This is a genomic window from Pseudomonas sp. F8002 (assembly GCF_013385495.1).
Taxonomy (GTDB): Bacteria; Pseudomonadota; Gammaproteobacteria; order Pseudomonadales; family Pseudomonadaceae; genus Aquipseudomonas.
Genome location: NZ_JACAPW010000006.1, coordinates 71,576 through 90,282 on the forward strand (window position 1 = coordinate 71,576; position 18,707 = coordinate 90,282).

The window sequence follows — 18,707 nt, forward strand, 5'->3', positions numbered from 1 at the left end:
CAGTATCCAGCACATCCACCCGGGACGCCTAGTTCAGCCCGACTGCGGGAAGCCCAGGCTCTGGCCGCTAATCAGCCATTGCTCCAGCACCGTCGCCAGGCCGCCTTGCCAATGGGTGCTTTCCCCGCTCCACAATTCGGTCTTGCCCGAAGGCTGCCACCAGCGACAGAGCCGTTGTGAGGTGTCCACAGGGTCGATCCGTCGCACCATCGCCAACGGCTGGAGCCCAGGGACATACGCGTGGGTAGGCCGGATGCGCCACACTTGTTGCTGCAGGGCAGCGGCCTCGAGGTCATCCGCCAGGGTCAGGATCTGGCCACCGATCACCTGGGCGGCCAGGGCCAGCAGCAATAGGCCGGGTTCGAAGGCACCGCTGAGGGCCAGCCGCGACTGCTCGGTAAAGCCCTGCTGACGCAAGCCATCAGCCAGGCGCTCGACATCCCGCAACGCATCGATCCAGCGCCAGGCATACCACTGGCCGTCACGTTTGTGGCGCAGGGCGCTGTGCAACGGGGTCACTTGTGCCCAATGGCGCAACTGCGCCAACGCCTCGGGCAACACCGTGACCCGTTCGGCGGGCCATTCCACATCCAGCGCAAGTTCAAGTTCATGCACGCTCATAGGGTGATGCTCCTATTGGTGAAACAAGCATGCGGTGGTCCGCTGGCCGGATTTATGTGGGCGGCGGTGGGACGGCTCGACTCGCTCGCGAAAACGGTGCGTCAGGCAACATCAATGCTGAATGTCAGTCCGCATTCGCGAGCAAGCCCGCTCCCACATTTGTTTTATGTACACCCGACAAATCACGATAGCTGGCCCCCGGATGGTTGTCCGCCAACCGCGCGCCGTCCCCAAACAATTTCTCCCGCAGGGTGCCCTGGGCATATTCGGTCTTGTACACGCCGCGCTTCTGCAACTCGGGCACCAGCAACTCGACCGCGTCGATAAAGGTCTCGTGGGTCAGTGCATAGGCCAGGTTGAAGCCGTCCACATCGGTCTCTTCAACCCATTCCTGCAACAGATCGGCCACGGTTTCCGGGCCGCCGACGAACAACGGGCCGAAGCCGCCGATGCCGACCCAGTCTGCCAGTTCATTCGGGGTCCAGACCTTGTTCGGGTCGGCAGTGGAGAAGGCTTCCACCGCCGATTGAATGGCGTTGGTATGCACATGCTTGAGGGGTTCATCGGGCTTGAACTGGCTGAAGTCGATGCCGGTCCAGCCGGAGATCAGGGCCATCGCGCCTTCGTAGCTGACATAGGATTTGTATTCGTCGAATTTGGCCTTGGCCTTGGCATCGGTCTCGCCAACGATCACCGTCTGCAAGTTGAAGATCAGGATTTTCTTCGGGTCACGCCCCGCCTCGGCCGCACGGCGGCGGATATCGGCAACGGTTTTCTTCAGCAGCACTTTCGACGGTGCGGCAACGAACACGCATTCGGCCTGTTCGGCGGCGAACTGTTTGCCACGGCTCGACGCCCCGGCCTGGTACAGCACCGGCGTGCGTTGTGGCGACGGTTCGCACAGGTGAATGCCGGGCACCTGAAAGTGTTTGCCGACGTGGCGGATCTCGTGGATCTTGCTCGGGTCGCTGAAGATCCGCCGTTCGCGGTCGCGCAACACCGCGCCCTCTTCCCAGCTGCCTTCCCAGAGCTTGTAGCAAACCTCCAGGTATTCCTCGGCGTAGTCGTAGCGCGCATCGTGTTCGGTCTGGGCTTTCTGGCCGAGGTTCTTCGCGCCGCTTTCCAGGTACGAGGTGACGATGTTCCAGCCGACGCGGCCCTTGGTCAGGTGGTCGAGGGTGGAAAGGCGCCGGGCGAACGGGTACGGGTGTTCGAAGGACAGTGAAGCGGTGAGGCCAAAACCCAGGTGTTCGGTGACCAGCGCCATGGGGGCGATCAGCGACAGCGGGTCGTTGACCGGCACTTGGGTCGCCTGGCGAATCGCTGCGTCACCGTTGCCGTTATAGACGTCGTAGATGCCCAGCACGTCGGCGATGAACAGGCCGTCGAACTTGCCGCGCTCGAGAATTTTTGCCAGGTCGGTCCAGTATTCCAGGTCCTTGTACTGCCATGAGCGGTCACGCGGGTGGGCCCACAGGCCCGGCGACTGGTGGCCGACACAGTTCATGTCGAAGGCATTCAAACGGATTTCACGAGGCATTAAACGTTACTCCGGGGGGCGACACCGTTGAGGTGGTAGTTGCCGACAATCTGGTATTTCCAGCGCAGGGGATCATCAAGGGTCGGCGGCAGCGCAGTACGCTGGCCGGTGAGTTCGAATTCGGCGTTGCTGACAGCGATGAGGGCCTCGGCAGCCGCTATCTGGGCTTCTGTGAGGGCCACCGGGCCTGGGTGGGTTTCGGCACGTTCAAACAAAGCAGCCGCTACCTCCACGCGAATCTGCAAATCGCCAAAGCGGCTGATCACGTAGGGGTCATCACTTTTCTCGACAAAGCGCCGGGTGCTTTCCAGCAGTTGGCGCGCCTGATTCAGTGCGGTCATGGATGCAGCTCCTCAGTTCCAGGCATGGCGTGCGGGCTTGACGCCGTTGAGCACGAAGTTGCCGATCAGGTGGTATTTCCAGCGGGCCGGGTCGTGCAGGGTGTGGGTACGTGCGTTGCGCCAGAAGCGGTCGAGGTTGTGCTTGCCGGACACCGAGCGGGTGCCGGCCAGTTCGAAGAGTTTGCTGCTGGCGAGCAAGGCGGTTTCCGCCGACAGCACTTTGGCCTGGGCGACGACCAACGAGGCATTGGCCACGGTGTCTTCGTTGGGGTTGGCCAGGGCCTGGTCGACGGCAATGCCGGCCTTGGCGAGGATCGCTTCGGTGCCGTGGACCCGCCATTCCAGGTCGCCGATGGCGGCGATGGTGAACGGGTCTTGCCAGCCGTGATCCTGCTGGCTGTCGATCCAGGGCCGGGCCTGGCGTGCATGAATCTTGGCTTGTTCCAGGGCCCCGAGGGCGATGCCGGTGTCGACGGCCGCCTGGATGATCTGCGAAATCGGGCCGTTGGCGGTGGGTTGGTCGAAGGCCTGGTGCGCGGGGATCACCGCACTCAGCGGCACCTTCACCCCGTCGAGGGTCACGCCGCCGCTGGCGGTGGTGCGCTGGCCGAAGCCGTCCCAGCTGTCGATCACTTGCAGGCCCGGCGCGTCCCGTTCGACAAAGGCGATGAACGCCTGGTCCTTTTCGTTGACGCCCACCGTCGGCACGATATGGGCGAACAGTGCGCCGGTGCAGTAGAACTTCTCGCCGTTGATGTACGCACTGTCGCCGTCGAAGCGCACTTGTGTGTCAAACGTGCCGGCGTTCTTGCTCTTGGCTTCGGAGAAGGCATTGCCGAACCGATAGCCCTGCAGGACCTTGGCGAAGTAGTGCTGCTTTTGCTCCTCGCTGGCGGTTTGCAGGAGGATGTCGACGACGCCCAGGTGGTTCTGCGGAATCTGCCCCAGGGACGGGTCGGCGGCGGAGATCAGCTTGATCACCTCGGCCACCGTCACATAGGACACTCCCGCGCCGCCGTAGGCCTTGGGAATGGTGATGCCCCACAGGCCACTGGCAGAGAATTCGTCCAGCTCGGCCACCGGCAGGCGTCGCTCGCGGTCGCGCACGCCGGCGTCCACGGCAAAACGCTTGGCCAACTCGGTGGCAACCGCAATGGCCTCGGCGTCCGAACGGATGATGTGGGCAGGTTGTAGGGGTTGGGCTGACATGGGCCGACTCCAGGCTCCAGAGAGATACTGGAGTGATTGCAGGAGTCGTGCCCGAATGCAATGTGCAATGAAATCAGCGGGTTGCCGGTATATCAGGGAAATCGTTGGCGGGTCAAAACAGCAAAGTGTCCAACCACTGTTGCGCTGCCAACAGTTAAATCACCACGTTGCGCACAAACCGCACCGCCACGTCGCCGTCATTGCGATAGGCGTGAAGGTAGCGGCTGGCGAACATCAGGAACTCACCGGTGGCGACGTGTTTCTCCTCATCCCCCAGCACCAGCGTCAGCGTGCCTTCGAACACAAACAACTGCACGCTCCAACCCTCGGGGTCCGGTTCAGGCATGTAGCGATCGCCGGGCTCCAGGCGCATCTCCCATAGTTCCACCTCGCGACGCGCGGTGGCCTTGGCCAGCAGCACGGCTTTGCTGCCGGGGATGTCACCGGCCCAGGCCAGTTCGTTGATACGGCTGTGATCAGCGGCATCCGGGGCCTGGATCAAGTCGCTGAAGGCCACGTCCAGGGCTTCGGCCACCCGGTCGAGGGTCGACAGGCTGACGTTTTTCTCCCCCGCCTCGATTGCCACCAGCATGCGCCGGCTGACGCCGGATTTTTCGGACAGCGCCGTCTGGCTCAACTCAGCCGCATGGCGCAGGCGCCGAACGTTCTGGCTGACGTGTTGCAGGACCGAGGCCCGTTGCGGATTTTCTTTGTGCACTATATTGCTCACAGGGTGGGGTTGCGCAGTATACTGCCCAGCTTGCGGCGCATTGTGCGGTCCGCGCCCTTCCTGTGCAAGACCGAGCCGCCATGACCACCTCCCCATTGTTTTCCCGTTTCAGCAAAGCCGAATGTGTATTGGTGGTGATCACCATGTTTTGGGGCGGCACCTTTTTGCTGGTGCAGCACGCCATGGCGGTCAGCGGCCCGATGTTTTTCGTCGGCCTGCGTTTTGCTGCAGCGGCGCTCATCGTCGGGGCGTTCTCATTCCGCAGCCTGCGGAACCTGACGCTGTTTGAATTGAAGGCTGGCTGCTTTATCGGTGTGGCGATCATGTTCGGCTACGGTTTGCAGACCATTGGCTTGCAGACGATCCTGAGCAGCCAATCGGCATTTATTACTGCGCTGTATGTGCCATTCGTGCCGCTGCTGCAATGGCTGGTACTGGGACGGCGGCCGGGGTTGATGCCGAGCATCGGCATCATGCTCGCGTTTACCGGGCTGATGCTGCTGACCGGCCCGGCCGGGGCATCATTGAATTTCAGCCCCGGTGAAATCGCCACGTTGATCGGTGCGGTAGCAATTGCCGCCGAGATCATCCTGATCAGCGCCTTTGCCGGGCAGGTCGATGTACGCCGGGTAACGGTGGTGCAACTGGCCACGGCGTCGGTGCTGTCGTTCCTGATGGTGGTGCCGATGGGCGAGGCGCTGCCGGGGTTTTCCTGGTTGCTGCTGTTCAGCGCGGTGGGCCTGGGGCTGACCAGCGCGGTGATTCAGGTGGCGATGAACTGGGCGCAGAAAAGCGTCTCACCGACTCGCGCCACGCTGATTTATGCCGGGGAGCCGGTGTGGGCCGGCGTCGTCGGGCGGATTGCCGGGGAGCGGTTCCCACCGATTGCCATGGTGGGCGCGGCGTTGATCGTGGCGGCGGTGATTGTCAGTGAGATGAAAACCCGCCGGCAGCGGCTCGCCGAGCCCCAGGCCGAACTGGAACATGAAAACCAGGGTTGAACGGCCTCAGAGGCGCAACTCACCGTCCAGGTTGATGGCCTGCAAGAACGCCTCGTCATGGGACACCACGATCAGCGCGCCCTGGTACTGATTGAGCATTTGCTCCAGGGCAATCCGGCTGGGCAAATCCAGATGGTTGTCGGGTTCGTCCAGCAACAACAATTGTGGCGGATGCTCGGCGTAGAGCTGTGCGGCCAGGGCAATTTTCAGACGCTCGCCGCCGCTCAGTTGGCGCGTATCGAGGACCGCCCGGTCGGCATCGATGCCCATTTGCGCCAGCCGGGTACGCGCTTCGCTTTCCGCCAGTAGCGGATTACTTTCATAAAGCCATTGCACCGCCGTGCGCTCGGGGTGCTCCAGCCCGGCGTGTTGGTCCAGCCAGCCGATATGGCAACTGCGCGCCAACTCACCGGCAGCCACCGGCAACTGGCCGGCAATCACCCGCAGCAGGGTCGACTTGCCACTGCCATTGGCCCCCACGATTGCCATGCGCATCGGGCCGGTCAGGGTCAGATTGATCGGTGCCGGACTGCCAAACGGCAACACCACGTCGTTCAACTGCAGCACCAGCTTGCCCTGGGGCACCACGCTTTCCGGCGACAGCATCATGCGCTGGATCTCGGGCGCACACCGCGCACGCGCCTCGGCGATCCGCTGCTGTTGCTGCTCACGCGCCAGCTGCTGGTTGAGGCGCAACTTGCCCTGGCTGTTTTCACTGCGCTCTTTCTGGGCGTTGGTGATCAGTTTGGTCTGGTTGCCATCCCGGGCCTGGCGGTCGCCCCGGGCATTGCGGCGCTGCTGACGCTCCATCTGGATGACCGCTTCACGCTGCTCACGTTTGGCGTGCGCGCGCTCCCCCTGCAACGCCGACTGGAACGCCTGCTGCTCCTGCTCTCGTGTCGCCGCATAGTGGCTGTAATTACCGCCGTACACCGCCAAGCCCTTGGGCGACAGTTCGACAATCTCATCCATGTGCTCCAGCAACCCACGATCATGGCTGATCAGCACCAGGCCGCCGGGCCACCGATCAATCTGCTGGGCAAGCTTGTGCTGCTGATCAATGTCCAGGTGGTTGCTGGGCTCATCGAGGATCAACCAGTCTGCCCTCGACAACCAGGCGCCCAGCAAAGCGACGCGCTGGCGTTCGCCGCCACTGAGGGCCGCGGTTGGCGAGTCGGCAGTCAAGTGCCCCAGGCCGATTTGCTCCAGGGCCGCCGCCAGTCGAGGCGCGCAATCCCATTGATCAACAGCCAGTGCATGGTCGTGTTCGTCCACGCTGCCCTCGGCGATGCGCGCCAACGCTGCCAGCACTTGGTCGACACCCGCCAGCGCCGCCACGCTGGGATAGTGTTCGGGCTCCAGCAGTTGCGTCACCGCGTACACACTGCCCTCACGGCGTACATGCCCGCGGGTGGGCTGCAGGGTGCCCGCGAGCATTGCGCCCAGCAAGGACTTGCCAGTCCCGTTGGCCCCCACAAGGCCGGTCGCCCGGGCGCTGAAGGCATGGTTCAGGTTATCGAACAGGCTGCGTCCATCCGGCAGGCTGTAGGCGACATGGTCAAGGTGGAGCAATCGCTGGGTCATCACACGTCCTTATGCAACAGGCTGAAAAAAACCTTTGAACAGCATACCTTCCCTGGATACAGGCATTGAAACAATGCCAAACAGCCTTTTTCAGCCTACCTTGTAGGATCATGCCACATCTTGCCGTTTGGTGATCAAGATTCCGGCACGTATGATGCATCCCAAACTCCCGCAGATTAGAAGCCTATGTCCCTGATAGTTCTACTGCTTCTGCCTTTTATCGGCAGCTGTCTGGCGGCCTTGCTGCCGCACAACGCACGCAACACAGAGTCCCTGCTGGCCGGCCTTGTGGCCCTGGTCGGGACGGTTCAAGTCGCCCTGCTCTACCCCCAGATCGCCCACGGTGGCGTGATACGTGAAGAATTCATGTGGTTGCCCAGCCTCGGGCTGAACTTCGTATTGCGCATGGACGGTTTTGCCTGGTTGTTCTCGATGCTGGTGCTGGGCATCGGGACCCTGGTGTCGCTGTACGCCCGGTATTACATGTCGCCGGAAGACCCGGTGCCGCGCTTCTTCGCGTTTTTCCTGGCCTTCATGGGTGCGATGCTTGGCCTGGTGATCTCCGGCAACCTGATCCAGATCGTGTTTTTCTGGGAACTCACCAGCCTGTTCTCGTTCCTGCTGATCGGCTACTGGCACCACCGCGCCGATGCCCGGCGTGGCGCCTATATGGCGCTGATGGTCACCGGCGCGGGCGGCTTGTGCCTGCTGGCGGGGGTGATGCTGCTCGGGCATATCGTCGGCAGCTACGACCTGGACCAGGTCCTGGCTGCCGGTGATCAGATCCGTGCCCATTCGTTGTACCCGATCATGCTCGCCCTGGTGCTGATCGGCGCCCTGAGCAAAAGCGCGCAATTCCCCTTCCACTTCTGGCTGCCCCACGCCATGGCTGCACCGACGCCGGTGTCGGCCTACCTGCACTCGGCAACGATGGTGAAGGCCGGCGTGTTCCTGCTGGCCCGCCTGTGGCCGTCGCTGTCCGGCAGCGAAGAGTGGTTCTGGATTGTCGGCGGTGCCGGTGCCATTACCCTGCTGCTCGGCGCTTATTGCGCCATGTTCCAGAACGATCTCAAGGGCCTGCTGGCCTACTCCACCATCAGCCACCTCGGGCTGATCACCTTGCTGCTGGGCCTCAACAGCCCGCTGGCCGCTGTCGCCGCCGTATTCCATATCCTTAACCACGCCACTTTCAAGGCGTCGCTGTTCATGGCGGCGGGGATCATCGACCACGAAAGCGGCACCCGTGACATCCGCAAGCTCAGCGGCCTGTTCAAGCTGATTCCGTTTACCGCCACCCTGGCGATGGTCGCCAGTGCGTCCATGGCAGGCGTGCCGCTGCTCAACGGCTTCCTGTCCAAGGAAATGTTCTTCGCCGAGACCGTGTTCATCTCCGCCACCGCCTGGGTGGAAATCGCCCTGCCGGTCATCGCCACCATCGCCGGTACCTTCAGCGTGGCCTATGCCCTGCGCTTTACCGTGGATGTGTTCTTCGGCCCCAAGGCCACCAACCTGCCCCACACCCCGCACGAGCCGCCACGCTGGATGCGTGCGCCGGTGGAGTTGCTGGTGTTTACCTGCCTGCTGGTGGGGATTTTCCCGGCCCAGGTGGTCGGTTCGATCCTCGCCGCAGCGGCCCTGCCGGTGGTCGGCGGCGAACTGCCGGAATACAGCCTCGCCATCTGGCACGGCTGGAACGCGCCGATGATCATGAGCCTGGTGGCCATGTCCGGCGGCGTGGTGCTCTATCTGCTGCTGCGCAAGCAACTCAAGTTGGGCCGCTTCAAATACCCGCCGATCATCAGCTACTTCAATGGCAAGCGCGGCTTCGAGCGCTGCCTTGTGGTGATGATGCGCGGGGTGCGCAAGATCGAAAAACGCATCAGCACCAAACGCCTGCAAACCCAGCTGTTCCTGCTGGTGCTGGCGGCGGTGATCGCCGGGTTGATCCCGATGCTCTACAGCGGCATCAGTTGGGGCGACCGGCCGAAGATCCCGGGCTCCATCGTGTTCGTCACCCTGTGGCTGCTGGCAATCGCCTGCGCCCTGGGCGCCGCCTGGCAAGCCAAGTACCACCGGCTGGCAGCCCTGACCATGGTCAGCGTGTGCGGAATGGTGACCTGCGTGACCTTCGTCTGGTTCTCGGCGCCAGACCTGGCGCTGACGCAACTGGTGGTGGAAGTGGTCACCACCGTGCTGATCCTGCTGGGCCTGCGCTGGCTGCCACGGCGGATCGAAGAAGTTTCCCCACTGCCCAGCTCGCTGCGCAAGGCACGCATCCGCCGCCTGCGGGACTTCCTCCTGTCCACCGTGGTCGGTGGCGGCATGGCGCTGCTCTCCTACGCGATGCTGACCCGCCAGACCCCCAACGACATCTCCTCGTTCTACCTCAGCCGTGCCCTGCCCGAAGGCGGTGGCAGCAATGTGGTGAACGTGATGCTCGTGGACTTCCGGGGCTTCGACACCCTCGGGGAAATCACCGTGCTCGGCGCCGTGGCGCTGACCGTCTACGCCCTGCTGCGCCGCTTCCGCCCGTCGAAGGAAAGCATGGAATTGCCCGCGCAACAGCGCCAACTGGCACCCGACGTGGCCACCGACCTGATCAACCCGCGCCAGGCCAGCGACACCGCCCTGGGCTTCATGATGGTGCCGGCGGTGCTGGTGCGCCTGCTGCTGCCGATTGCCCTGGTTGTCTCGTTCTACCTGTTCATGCGTGGGCACAACCAACCGGGCGGCGGGTTTGTCGCCGGTCTGGTGATGTCCGTCGCGTTCATCCTGCAATACATGGTCGCCGGTACCCAGTGGGTCGAGGCGCAGATGAGCCTGCGGCCGATGCGCTGGATGGGTTTTGGCTTGTTGTCGGCAACCCTGACCGGGCTGGGCGCACTGCTCGCCGGCTACCCGTTCCTCACCACGCACACCTGGCACTTCAGCCTGCCGGTGCTGGGGGACATCCACGTCGCCAGCGCGCTGTTCTTCGACGTCGGTGTGTACGCCATGGTGGTCGGCTCGACCTTGCTGATGCTCACCGCCCTCGGCCACCAATCGGTGCGCGCCCATAAACCCAGTAACCAGGCGAAAGCCGTTGCCAGCCCAGGAGGAGCCGCCTGATGGAAGAAGTCATCGCAATTGCCATTGGGGTCCTGGCGGCCTCCGGCGTCTGGCTGATCCTGCGGCCACGGACGTTCCAGGTGGTGATGGGCCTGTGCCTGCTCTCCTACGGGGTCAACCTGTTCATCTTCAGCATGGGCAGCCTGTTTATCGGCAAGGAGCCGATCATCAAGGATGGCGTGCCGCAAGACTTGCTCAACTACACCGATCCGCTGCCCCAGGCCCTGGTGCTGACGGCAATCGTGATCAGCTTCGCCATGACCGCACTGTTCCTGGTGGTGCTGCTGGCATCCCGGGGCCTGACCGGCACTGACCATGTGGACGGCCGGGAGCCCAAGGAATGACCTGGATGAATCAACTGATCATCGCGCCGATCCTGCTGCCGTTGCTGACCGCCGCGCTGATGCTGATGCTCGGCGAGAAGCACCGCCCGCTCAAGGCGCGGATCAACCTGTTCTCCAGCATGGTGGGCCTGGGCATCGCCGTGCTGTTGCTGTACTGGACCCAGAAAGGCGGCCCCGGCTCCATCGGTGTGTACCTGCCGGGCAACTGGCAGGTGCCGTTCGGCATCGTGCTGGTGGTGGACCAACTCTCGGCGATGATGCTGGTGCTCACCGGGATCATTGGCGTCAGCGCCCTGCTGTTCGCCATGGCCCGTTGGGATCGGGCCGGCACCAGTTTCCATGCGCTGTTCCAGATTCAGTTGATGGGCCTGTATGGCGCCTTCCTGACCGCCGACCTGTTCAACCTGTTCGTGTTTTTCGAGGTGCTGCTGGCGGCGTCCTACGGCCTGATGCTCCACGGTTCCGGCCGGGCGCGGGTGTCGGCGGGGTTGCATTACATCTCGATCAACCTGCTGGCCTCGACCTTGTTCCTGATTGGCGCGGCGCTGATCTATGGCGTCACCGGTACCCTGAACTTTGCCGACCTGGCACTGAAAATCCCCCTGGTGCCGGAAGCCGATCGCGGCCTGCTGCATGCCGGTGCGGGCATCCTCGCCGTCGCCTTCCTGGCCAAGGCCGGGATGTGGCCGCTGAACTTCTGGCTGGCGCCTGCCTACTCCTCGGCCAGTGCGCCAGTGGCGGCGATGTTTGCGATCATGACCAAGGTCGGCGTGTACACCGTGCTGCGTCTGTGGAACCTGCTGTTCTCCGGCCAGGCGGGTGCCTCGGCACTGTTTGGCGGCGACTGGCTGATCTACGGCGGCATGGCAACCATCGTCTGCGCGGCGCTGGCGATGATCGCGGCGCAACGCCTGGAACGCATGGCCAGCCTGAGCATCCTGGTGTCCGCCGGGATCCTGCTGTCGGCGGTGGGTTTTGCCCAGCCAAGCCTGACCGCCGGGGCGCTGTTTTATCTGGTCAGCTCCACCCTGGCGCTGAGTGCGCTGTTCCTGCTGGCCGAATTGATCGAGCGTTCGCGCTCGGCCAACGACATGCCCCTGGACGATGAAATCGAGGCCCTGCCCAAGGCCATGGAATCCCTGCATCCACCGCCCGGCACCAACCTCGACGATGAACAGAAAGCCGTGGTCGGCCAGGTGATTCCCTGGACGGTCGCGTTCCTCGGCCTGAGTTTTATCGCCTGCGCCCTGCTGATCATCGGCATGCCGCCGCTGTCCGGGTTTATCGGCAAGCTCAGCCTGCTCAGCGCCTTGATCAACCCGTTGGGCCTGGGCAATGCCATCGACGAACCGGTGCGTCCGGCCGCCTGGGGCCTGGTGGCACTGCTGATCTTCTCCGGCCTGGCTTCGCTGATCGCCTTCGCCCGCCTCGGCATCCAGCGCTTCTGGACCCCGGAAGAACGTCCATCGCCGCTGCTGCGCCGCTTCGAATGCGTGCCGATTTTCTTCCTGCTGGGCCTGAGCATCGCCCTGACGTTCAAGGCCGAGCCGCTGATGCGCTATACCCAGGCGGCCGCCGAGAGCCTGAACAACCCGGAACACTATGTGATGGCGGTCATGGCGACGCGTCCGGTGCCGAGCCCTGAAGCCAAGGCCGCCGCCCTGGAGGTGCAGCCATGAAGCGCCTGTTCCCTGCCCCGTGGCTGTCACTGGCATTGTGGTTGTTGTGGCTGGTGCTGAACCTGTCCGTCAGCCCCGGCAATCTGCTGCTGGGGGCAATCCTCGGCTTTGCCGCACCGCTGATGATGGCGCCGCTGCGCCCGCTGCCGATTCGCATCCGCCGCCCGGGGGTGATCATCCGTTTGTTCTTCCTGGTGGGGCGTGACGTGATCATCTCCAACCTCGCCGTGGCCTGGGGCATCCTGACCTGCGGCTCTCGCCCACCGCGTTCGCGCTTTATCAAGATCCCCCTGGACCTGCGGGATGCCAACGGCCTGGCCGTGCTGGCGATGATCACCAGCGTGACGCCGGGCACCGTATGGTCGGAACTGGCCCTGGACCGCAGCGTCCTGCTGATCCACGTGTTCGACCTGGATGACGAAGCGCAGTTTATCGAGCACTTCAAACACGCCTACGAACGGCCCCTGATGGAGATCTTCGAATGAGCGCCCTGCTCTCCAATGCGATCCTGTTCAGCCTGTTCCTGTTCTCCCTGGCCATGGTGCTGACCCTGGTGCGCCTGTTCAAAGGCCCGTCGGCCCAGGACCGGGTGCTGGCGCTGGATTACCTGTACATCCTGGCCATGCTGATGATGCTGGTGCTGGGTATTCGGTATGCCAGTGACACGTATTTTGAAGCGGCGCTGTTGATTGCGCTGTTTGGCTTTGTGGGGTCGTTTGCCCTGGCGAAATTCCTGCTGCGTGGGGAGGTGATCGAATGATCAATGTCGATGTGTTGCCGCTGTGGGTTGAGGTGATCGTCGCAGTATTGCTGGTGCTGAGCAGCCTGTTTGCGCTGATTGGAGCGATTGGGTTGTTGCGGATGAAGAACTTTTTCCAGCGCATGCACCCGCCGGCGCTGGCCTCGACCTTGGGCGCCTGGTGTGTGGCGCTGGCCTCGATCATCTACTTTTCGGTGCTCAAGTCCGGGCCGGTGTTGCACGGTTGGTTGATCCCGATCTTGCTGTCGATCACAGTGCCGGTGACCACATTGCTGCTGGCACGCACCGCGTTGTTCCGCAAGCGCATGGCCGGGGATGATGTGCCGGCTGAAGTCAGCAGCCGTCGCACTGACAGCGGCAGCTGATCCCCACAGGCGCCGCAGTGGTGAAATTCGTTCTCCAATAGAATCCATAAAATAGAACCTCAATCGCTAATCCCGGTATCGGGATCACTTTATGAGGTTCTCCCCCATGGCATTCACTCCCATTGTCCAGGCCCATCTCGACGCGTGGGTTGCCTGCGCCGCTGACTTCGGCCCATTTCTCACGGGCCAGGAAACCACCCTCACCCTCAATGAGCAGCGCAAGGCTTATGAGCAGGTGCTTTGTTCCCATCCGATTCCCGCCGGTGTCAGCTTTTGTGACGTCGATATGGGTGGCGTACCGGGCATGATGGTCGTGCCGGATGGGTTTGAGGGTGACCGGGTGCTGCTTTACATCCACGGCGGTGGTTATGTCGGCGGCAGCCCGCGGGGCTACCTGGGTCTTGCCGGCCACTTCGCAAAATTGCTGGGTGCAAAAGTCTACCTGCCCGACTACCGCCTGGCGCCTGAGCATCCGTTCCCCGTACCTATTGATGACACGTTGCAGGCTTATCGCTGGCTGCTCGACCAGGGCAATGACCCCAGGTCCATCGTGTTCTCGGGCGATTCGGCCGGCGGCGCAATGGTGGTGTCGGTGATGGTCAAGGCCCGCAACGCAGGCCTGCCACTGCCCGCCGGGGGCGCCGCCTTGTCGCCGTGGGCCAACCTGGAACACACCGGCGCCTCCATCGACAACCGTGACGGCCTCGACCCGCAAGCCTCCCGACTGGGGCTGACGCTGCTTGCAAAAGCGTTTCTCAATGGCGCGCTGCCGAATGATCCCGATGCGTCGCCGGTGTTCGCGGACGTCCGGGGATTGCCGCCCATTCTGGTGCAGATCGGCGAAAACGAAGTCATGCTCAGCGACGCCATGCGCCTGGCCACCCACCTGGGGGAAAACCGGGTACGCGTATCGCTGGAGGTTTGGCCCGGGATGTTTCATGTCTGGCATTTGTTTGCGGCAATCTTGCCCGAAGGCATGCAGGCCGTGGCGAATGCGGCGTTGTTTCTGGACCAGGCAATACGTGGCAGCCGTAGCGTTTGAGGGGTTGCCCAGAGCGCGGGAAAGGCAGCGCTCCTGCCGATAACTATCTGTCACCTGGGGCCCCACCGCCCCACCTACCTTTATCGGACAACGTATCCCGATACAGGTAATGATCATGTATACCCATTCCGATGCACTGACCACGCTGTTTGATTTGCTCAACTCGCTGAATGCGCTGATTTCACATTTGACGAGCCAGCAACAGGCAGCCAAGCAGCGGGGTCTCGAGTTGTATCAACTCGGTGAATTCGAAGAGTGTGAAACCCATTTGACCATCTCCGCCTCGGCCGGCGATGCGCCGTCCCAATACGCCCTGGGCGAAGCCATTCGGCGCCGGGTCGGCAGTGTCGGCCCCGAGGCCCAGCCATGGTACCGCCTGGCCGCCGCCCAGGATCATGTGTACGCCCTGATGCGCCTGGGTGGCGAAACCAACCTGGCCAAGGCCAAGACCCTCGCCCAGGCAGGTGCCGATGCTGGGGACGGCGAGGCGATGCTGCAGCTGTATGAACTGACCAAAGACCGCTCGTGGCTGAGAAAGGCAGGTGATGCCGGCTGCGCCGAGGCCTATTACATTGCAGCGCTGCTGTATAACAAAAACCCGGAGGCCAGTGATAACCGCGACTCCATGCTCAGGTACGCGGCCTTCAAGGGCTTCCCGCCAGCGATGAAGTGGCTGGCCAACATGCAGACCTACTACCGCAACCTCTCGTACCAGCGGATACACCTGGAAAAACGGCTTGCGCTGAACGACCTCGATGGCGTCCTGAGCTATGCGGGTGCACTCGGCGGGTTCGATATAGATGAAAGTGGCACCAACCGCTATCACTACCCCGAGAACAAAATCCACGCCTATGGGCTCTACTGGCTGGTCATGGACAGTACCCGGCAAAACCCGCGGCACGGCGAAGCCGCAGATTATCTGCGCCAACTGGGCAGCGCGCTGAATACCGAAGAAATAGAAACGGCCAAGGCGTATGGCCACCAGTGGAAAACCGATCACCCGGCACTGTCGGAATTCAGATTGACCTACAGCGATTTGAAATGACCAGCGGCTGATGACGAATTCGCGAGCACGCCCGGCAGTTAAAGATTAATTAATCCAAAAACAGCTTGGCTAAGTATTTCCAGGCTGGTACGGTTTAGTGGATTATTTAATCCACTAAACCTCAGGCCCCCCCATGACAGCTCACACCCCTCGCTTTAACCAAAAATTCGCCTTGGTCACCGGCGGTTCCCGCGGTATCGGCGAAGCCATCGTCCGTCGGCTTTCTGCTGAAGGTGCAGCGGTCGCGTTTACTTATTCCTCCTCTGCCGACAAGGCACAAGCGCTGGTTGGCCTGATCGAAAGCAAGGGCGGAAAAGCCTTGGCGATTCAGGCCGACAGCGCCGATGTGGCGGCGATAGAACGGGCGGTCGCGGCCACTGTCGAGCATTTCGGCGCGTTGAATATCCTGGTCAACAACGCCGGGATCCTGCTGATGGGCACCGTCGACACCTTCAGCCTGGAAGACTTCGACCGAATGTTTGCGGTCAATGTGCGGGCCACGTTTGCGGCGGCCAAGGCCAGCTCGGCGGTGATGCACGAGGGTGACCGGATCATCACCGTCGGCAGCGTGGTCGCCCAACGTTCGGGCTTCCCGGGCTCCAGCGTCTATAGCATGACGAAGTCGGCGATCGCCGGTATGATCCGCGGCCTGGCGATTGATTTCGCGCCGCGCGGCATCACCGTCAACAACGTGCAGCCGGGCCCGACCAGCACCGACATGAACCCGGCAGACGGGCCCCATGCGGACATGATCAAAAGCCTGATCCCCTTGGGCCGCGTGGGCACCGCCGATGATGTTGCCGGTATGGTTGCTTATCTTGCATCCGAAGACGCGGCATTTGTCACCGGCGCAAGCATGACCATCGACGGTGGTTACCTGGCCTGATCCTTCACCTGCAGTTTTCCCCGAGGTAACCATGGCAAGACCCAGAGCATTCGACCGCGACCAGGTGCTGCGCGAGGCCATTCGGGTTTTCTGCGACAAGGGGTTTGCCGCGGCCTCGACTGAAGAACTGATGCAGGCCATGGGACTGAGCCGCCAGAGCATGTACAACACCTTTGGCGACAAACGCCAGTTGTACCTGCTGGCGATGGCCGAGTATCAGCGCGCCGGCGTCGACGACTTGATCGAGCGCCTGAACCAGGGCCCGACCCCGCTGCAGGCACTGCACGACACCCTGCAATCCTTCGCCACCCGCGCCCTGCGGGAAGGGACGGCGGGTTGCATGGGCGTCAATGCCATCTGCGAGTTCGGCCTGGAAGATGATGAGATCAATCAACTCACCGCCCACAGCGCCGAACGCTTGCGCAATGCATTCGAACAGACGCTGGAGCGTGCGCAGGAACAAGGCGAATTGACCGTCGGCACCGATCGCTCGGGCGCGTGTGATTTTCTGATGGCCACCCTCAGCGGCATGAAAGTCGCCAGCAAGGGCGGCGCCACCACTGAGCAGCTGGAGCGCATTGCGGGTTTTGCACTGCGGGCGCTGAGCGCAAACGCGTGATCAGCCCACTACAGGATCGGCGCGCCAAATCGGCCCAGTCGTGGCATCCAGTGGTCCAGGATCTGCGCTGACGCCAGGATATGGTGGGCGAGCCCGATCAACAGCCGACGCGGCACAAACCCGATATAGCGGGAGTCATCGCTGTTATCGCGATTGTCGCCCAGCATGAAGTAACTGTCGGCAGGCACCACCACCGGGCCGAAATCGCGCAGCGCCCGTACTGTCGGCATGAACTGCACCGTGCGCTGGCTACTGTTCGCACGCTCCGTCACCTTGATCCCCGGAACTGTTTGGCCAGGCGCGATGGGCTCGCTGATGTCCTGCCCATTACTGTAGGTGGCCGGCGTACCGTTGACCCACAACACCTCGTCGCGCATTTCCAGGGTATCGCCGGGGATACCGACAATGCGTTTGATCAAGCGCGTGCCGTCCTTGGGCGAAGAGAACGTGACGACATCTCCGCGCTGGGGGTTATCCAGTCTCGCCAGGGAAATATCGGTGAGGGGCAACTTGAGGTCGTATGCGACTCGGTTGACCAGCACCACGTCACCCTCAAGTAACGTCGGGCGCATGGAACCGGACGGGATGGGATTCCAGTCAGCCAGGGAGGTGCGGAAAACCCCGAAGCACAGCCAGAAAATGATCGCGTAACGGTAGCGGATTAACCAACGGCGCATAGATCCTCGCAATACGAAAAGGCACACCGGCCTGCGCCGGGACCCACGGTGATTTTTGGCAATGCTCGCTTATTGCATCGGAAGATTAAATTAACATTAGCGTTGCCGACCCATGACAGTCGATATTTTCAAGCACACAGAAAAGGAGTTTCACGCCCCATGGATAGCAAATGTTCGGTCTTTATCGCAGCCAGCGTCGACGGCTTTATTGCCCGGCCAGACGGTGATATCGAGTGGCTTCATCGCCCAGAGTATGAAGGCTCCGAATTGAACGGCGTGACCTATGAACACTTCATCGCCACCGTGGATGCGCTGGTGATGGGCCGCAAGACTCTGGAAAAAGTGTTGTCCTTTCCGGAGTGGCCCTATGAGGGTTTTCCGGTGTTTGCGCTCTCTCATCAGTCGCTTGAGCTACCTGAGCATTTGAAGGGCAAGGTTGAGGTCGTGAGCCAGGACGTGACCGCCCTCGTGGCCGAGTTGGCCGAGCGCGGGATGAAACACCTGTATATCGACGGAGGCCAGACGATTCAGCAGTTTCTTGAGGCGGGTTTGATCGACGAGATGATCATCACGCGTATTCCGGTTGTGCTGGGCCAGGGGATCCCCTTGTTCAGCCAGTCGGGCAGTGGGCATGAACTTCGGCATATCGGCACGTATGCATCGGATAACGGGTTTGTTCAAAGCCGGTATGAGGTGAGTGGCAAGCGCTGATGGTCATTGAGCGATTGGGTTGAATCGAAAAGCGCAAAAGTAAGCAAAACGCTCTTGCCCACCACTCGGCTCCTCGCCTAGGCTCGGAGTGGTTTAACGGGGCGCCTAAGATNNCCGGCCGGCTTGAGTGTGGTGAAGCAACAGCAAAATCTGAAGCGGGCACGGTTTAAATGTGGGAGCGGGCTTGCTCGCGAAGGTCGTTAACGATGATGTGGGCGTCCTGATTCAACGCGGCGCCCTCATGTTATTCGCGAGCAAGCCCGCTCCCACATTAAGCAGCTCTGCGTTTGATCTTGAGATGGCTTGCTCGCCCCTCGATGTGTCAACCATGTCCCCGCACAGGTGTCCCGTCCAAGACATGCTGTAAGAATCGCCACCCGAATAACGGATAGATAGGCCAAAAAAAACGCCCCGAACCAGTCGGGGCGTTTTTTATTCAGCAATC

General features: G+C 62.1%; 18 protein-coding genes and 1 pseudogene. 12 read left to right on the forward strand and 7 right to left on the reverse strand.

The features are described 5' to 3' along the window. Positions 1-39: 39 nt before the first annotated feature. The 5 genes and pseudogenes from HX811_RS07285 to HX811_RS07305 all read right to left on the reverse strand — a co-directional run. Positions 40-621: pseudogene (locus HX811_RS07285) on the reverse strand (AMP-binding protein); the annotation flags it as partial. A gap of 124 nt (positions 622-745) precedes the next feature. Then, on the reverse strand, positions 746-2,161 hold the full coding sequence (locus tag HX811_RS07290; RefSeq protein ID WP_003211735.1) for an LLM class flavin-dependent oxidoreductase: 1,416 nt from the start codon (positions 2,159-2,161) through the stop codon (positions 746-748). Further along, a complete protein-coding gene (locus HX811_RS07295; RefSeq protein ID WP_003211737.1) occupies positions 2,161-2,502 on the reverse strand; it encodes a hypothetical protein in 342 nt (113 codons plus the stop codon). The genes HX811_RS07290 and HX811_RS07295 overlap by 1 nt, the downstream gene beginning before the upstream one ends. Positions 2,503-2,514: 12 nt before the next feature. Continuing rightward, positions 2,515-3,711, reverse strand: a complete 1,197-nt coding sequence (locus tag HX811_RS07300; protein WP_177045376.1) for an SfnB family sulfur acquisition oxidoreductase — start codon at positions 3,709-3,711, stop codon at positions 2,515-2,517. A gap of 154 nt (positions 3,712-3,865) precedes the next feature. Continuing rightward, a complete protein-coding gene (locus HX811_RS07305; RefSeq protein ID WP_177045379.1) occupies positions 3,866-4,429 on the reverse strand; it encodes an XRE family transcriptional regulator in 564 nt (187 codons plus the stop codon). 92 nt (positions 4,430-4,521) lie between these two features. Here HX811_RS07305 and HX811_RS07310 point away from each other — a divergent pair, with 92 nt between their 5' ends. After that, entirely contained in the window at positions 4,522-5,442 is a 921-nt protein-coding gene (locus tag HX811_RS07310) for a DMT family transporter (RefSeq protein ID WP_008432448.1), read from the forward strand. 6 nt (positions 5,443-5,448) lie between these two features. Here the strand turns inward: HX811_RS07310 and HX811_RS07315 are convergent, their stop codons facing one another. Then, a complete protein-coding gene (locus HX811_RS07315) occupies positions 5,449-7,026 on the reverse strand; it encodes an ABC-F family ATP-binding cassette domain-containing protein (RefSeq protein ID WP_177045381.1) in 1,578 nt (525 codons plus the stop codon). A 186-nt stretch (positions 7,027-7,212) separates the two neighbouring features. On the opposite strand from HX811_RS07315, the gene HX811_RS07320 reads away from it, so the two are divergent. From HX811_RS07320 to HX811_RS07365, 10 genes are all read left to right on the forward strand, one after another. Further along, a complete protein-coding gene (locus HX811_RS07320) occupies positions 7,213-10,134 on the forward strand; it encodes a monovalent cation/H+ antiporter subunit A (RefSeq protein WP_003211746.1) in 2,922 nt (973 codons plus the stop codon). After that, on the forward strand, positions 10,134-10,478 hold the full coding sequence (locus HX811_RS07325; protein WP_003192163.1) for a Na+/H+ antiporter subunit C: 345 nt from the start codon (positions 10,134-10,136) through the stop codon (positions 10,476-10,478). The genes HX811_RS07320 and HX811_RS07325 overlap by 1 nt, the downstream gene beginning before the upstream one ends. Then, complete coding sequence (locus tag HX811_RS07330) at positions 10,475-12,157, forward strand: monovalent cation/H+ antiporter subunit D (protein ID WP_177045383.1); 1,683 nt, start codon at positions 10,475-10,477, stop codon at positions 12,155-12,157. Before HX811_RS07325 ends, HX811_RS07330 begins: the two co-directional genes overlap by 4 nt. Further along, on the forward strand, positions 12,154-12,642 hold the full coding sequence (locus HX811_RS07335; protein ID WP_003211750.1) for a Na+/H+ antiporter subunit E: 489 nt from the start codon (positions 12,154-12,156) through the stop codon (positions 12,640-12,642). The genes HX811_RS07330 and HX811_RS07335 overlap by 4 nt, the downstream gene beginning before the upstream one ends. Next, entirely contained in the window at positions 12,639-12,917 is a 279-nt protein-coding gene (locus tag HX811_RS07340) for a K+/H+ antiporter subunit F (RefSeq protein ID WP_003211751.1), read from the forward strand. The genes HX811_RS07335 and HX811_RS07340 overlap by 4 nt, the downstream gene beginning before the upstream one ends. Next, complete coding sequence (locus HX811_RS07345) at positions 12,914-13,282, forward strand: Na+/H+ antiporter subunit G (RefSeq protein WP_177045385.1); 369 nt, start codon at positions 12,914-12,916, stop codon at positions 13,280-13,282. Before HX811_RS07340 ends, HX811_RS07345 begins: the two co-directional genes overlap by 4 nt. Positions 13,283-13,388: 106 nt before the next feature. Continuing rightward, positions 13,389-14,324, forward strand: coding sequence for an alpha/beta hydrolase (locus HX811_RS07350; RefSeq protein ID WP_177045387.1), 936 nt, complete (start codon positions 13,389-13,391; stop codon positions 14,322-14,324). A gap of 115 nt (positions 14,325-14,439) precedes the next feature. Further along, on the forward strand, positions 14,440-15,369 hold the full coding sequence (locus HX811_RS07355) for a tetratricopeptide repeat protein (protein ID WP_177045389.1): 930 nt from the start codon (positions 14,440-14,442) through the stop codon (positions 15,367-15,369). 133 nt (positions 15,370-15,502) lie between these two features. Then, the gene (locus HX811_RS07360) at positions 15,503-16,255 is read left to right on the forward strand and encodes a 3-oxoacyl-ACP reductase family protein (protein WP_177045391.1); all 753 of its coding nucleotides are present in this window, start codon (positions 15,503-15,505) and stop codon (positions 16,253-16,255) included. A 31-nt stretch (positions 16,256-16,286) separates the two neighbouring features. Then, complete coding sequence (locus HX811_RS07365; protein ID WP_177045393.1) at positions 16,287-16,874, forward strand: TetR/AcrR family transcriptional regulator; 588 nt, start codon at positions 16,287-16,289, stop codon at positions 16,872-16,874. 8 nt (positions 16,875-16,882) lie between these two features. On the opposite strand, the gene lepB is transcribed toward HX811_RS07365, so the two are convergent. Next, complete coding sequence (gene lepB / locus HX811_RS07370) at positions 16,883-17,551, reverse strand: signal peptidase I (protein ID WP_177045395.1); 669 nt, start codon at positions 17,549-17,551, stop codon at positions 16,883-16,885. 159 nt (positions 17,552-17,710) lie between these two features. Here lepB and HX811_RS07375 point away from each other — a divergent pair, with 159 nt between their 5' ends. Beyond that, a complete protein-coding gene (locus HX811_RS07375; protein WP_177045397.1) occupies positions 17,711-18,262 on the forward strand; it encodes a dihydrofolate reductase family protein in 552 nt (183 codons plus the stop codon). The last annotated feature ends 445 nt before the right edge of the window (positions 18,263-18,707 follow it).